The organism is Pseudomonas entomophila, from assembly GCF_029478665.1.
Lineage (GTDB): Bacteria > Pseudomonadota > Gammaproteobacteria > Pseudomonadales > Pseudomonadaceae > Aquipseudomonas > Aquipseudomonas entomophila_F.
In genome coordinates, this window is record NZ_JARPQB010000116.1 from 1 (window position 1) to 1,879 (window position 1,879).

Genomic DNA, 1,879 nt, shown 5'->3' on the forward strand with positions numbered 1-1,879 from the left:
CATCGCCCCCTTCATCACCATCCGCCCCACCCTCACCCGCGAGGAGGCCATGGCCGCCGCCGTCGAGGTGGCCACCGCCATTTCCGACGTACTCGATGTCTATTTCAAGACCGAGCCCAGCGACTACCGCGACCGCCTGTTCACCGCCAGCGACTACCTCGGGCAACTCGCCTGCGCCTTGCTCGAGCACAGGCCGGAGGTGCACCCATGACCAGAGGCCACACCGCAGGCCGCACCACCTGCATGGACCTGTTCAAGGTCGAACCAGGCGTTCCCTTCCAGGATGCTTTCAGCGAGTTGTCAGTATTGCTTGGCTGCATCCGCCACCTGACCTGCGAGGCAGAGATGGAAGGCGATCTGCTGGCCGGCAGTTCGGCGCGGATTTTGAGCGCCATGGCCAAGGCATTGATCGATGACATGGAGTCAGCCGTTGAATCGTAGCCGTTGATTGCAACACCGACCTCTGTGGAGACCGCTGTCTGGCCTTGCTGGTGATCAGCAAGGCTGGCTCCTACAGGTCCGGGTGCGAGGATTGCGGGGCCTGTTGGTTGCTCAGCGGGGGCTGCGGCACTGCGGGGTTGCCCTCGGCTTCACCACCCATGGACTTGCGAAAGCCCTGGATCGCCTCGCCCACATCGCTGCCCAACCCTTTGAGACGCTTGCTGCCGAACAGCAGGAAGGCGATCAACAGCACGATCACCAGTTGCCAGATTCCGATGCCACCCATGTAGGACCACTCCTGTCAGGTCAATGAAAAACGAAGGCGCAATCCTGCCTTTTGCAGATGACGCGCACGTGACTGTCGTGTTGCCGCCATCTGACTGAAACAACCTCAGTGTTCACTGGCCCCTTCGGGAACTCACAGGGAAGCAAGGATGGCAGCCAGGCGACAACGGGGCGCGGCATTGCTGATGGTGTTGGTGGTGCTGGCGATGCTCGCTGGGGGGCTGGCCTGGCTGGTGGAGGATGGCCGGCGCCAGGTCGATGATGTGCGCCTGCTGCACCAGCGCGTGCAAGTGCGGGCCATGGAGCAGGCGGGGTTGGCCTACGCCTCGCAGGCCTTGCGCGATCCGGCCTGGCGCGCCAGCCCGTTGTTCTGGCAGGCGCTGCGCGGGCAGGCGCTGGACTACGACTTTGGCGCCGGCAAGGCGCAGTTGCGGGTGATCGACCAGCACACCTGTTTCAACGTCAACGCGTTGCTGGGCGAGGATGGCGAGCGCGCCGAGCGCCAGCTGCGCCATCTGTTGGGGGACGACATGGCCGCCGAGCGGCTGGTCGACGGCCTGGCTGACTGGCTCGACAGCGACAGTGACGCCCGCCTGCAAGGGGCTGAAAGCGCCCAGTACCTGCGCCAGCAGCCTCCACGGCTGGTAGCCAACCAACCCATGGTCGACAGCAGCGAGCTGAACCTGCTGCTGGAACAAGATGCCAGCCGTCAGGCGCGCTACCCGATGCTCTGTGCGTTGCCGTTTACCACGGGCTGGCGGCTCAATGCCAACGCCCTGGGGCTCGAACACCTGCCCTTGCTGGAGGCGCTGTACGAGGGGCGATTCTCGCGTGCGTTGCTCAGCCGCATCGTCACCGGCCGGCCTGCGGCGGGCTATGTGGACGCCGGCGCATTGCGCCAGGCGCTGGGTGCGGTGGATGACGAGACGTTCGCCCGGCTGAGCGAGGGCCTGTTGCTCAACAGCGGGCACTTCCTGCTGCAGTTGTCGTTCGAGGAGCAGGGGCGCACCCTGCGCAGTCAGTTCCAGATCGAGGCACTGGGCGTGGTGCAATGGCATGCGCGGGTGCCCGCGCAGCAGGTGCGGGTGCTTGGGCGCGAGCCTGCGGTTTCCCTGTAATTGAATGGACTCGCCCCCGCCGAGGCATCACAGTG

At 65.2% G+C, this 1,879-nt stretch carries 4 protein-coding genes; 3 read left to right on the forward strand and 1 reads right to left on the reverse strand.

Features of this window, described 5'->3' with window-relative positions; translation table 11 throughout:
• Position 1 precedes the first annotated feature (1 nt).
• Both P5705_RS26130 and P5705_RS26135 read left to right on the forward strand, forming a co-directional pair.
• Positions 2–211, forward strand: coding sequence for a hypothetical protein (locus tag P5705_RS26130; RefSeq protein WP_277463744.1), 210 nt, complete (start codon positions 2–4; stop codon positions 209–211).
• A complete protein-coding gene (locus tag P5705_RS26135) occupies positions 208–441 on the forward strand; it encodes a DUF3077 domain-containing protein (RefSeq protein WP_240065562.1) in 234 nt (77 codons plus the stop codon). The genes P5705_RS26130 and P5705_RS26135 overlap by 4 nt, the downstream gene beginning before the upstream one ends.
• A 70-nt stretch (positions 442–511) precedes the next feature.
• Here P5705_RS26135 and tatA read toward each other — a convergent pair whose 3' ends face one another.
• On the reverse strand, positions 512–727 hold the full coding sequence (gene tatA, locus P5705_RS26140) for a twin-arginine translocase TatA/TatE family subunit (protein ID WP_277463745.1): 216 nt from the start codon (positions 725–727) through the stop codon (positions 512–514).
• A gap of 148 nt (positions 728–875) precedes the next feature.
• Between tatA and gspK the strand changes: the two genes are divergently transcribed.
• Entirely contained in the window at positions 876–1,844 is a 969-nt protein-coding gene (gene gspK / locus P5705_RS26145; protein ID WP_277463746.1) for a type II secretion system minor pseudopilin GspK, read from the forward strand.
• The last annotated feature ends 35 nt before the right edge of the window (positions 1,845–1,879 follow it).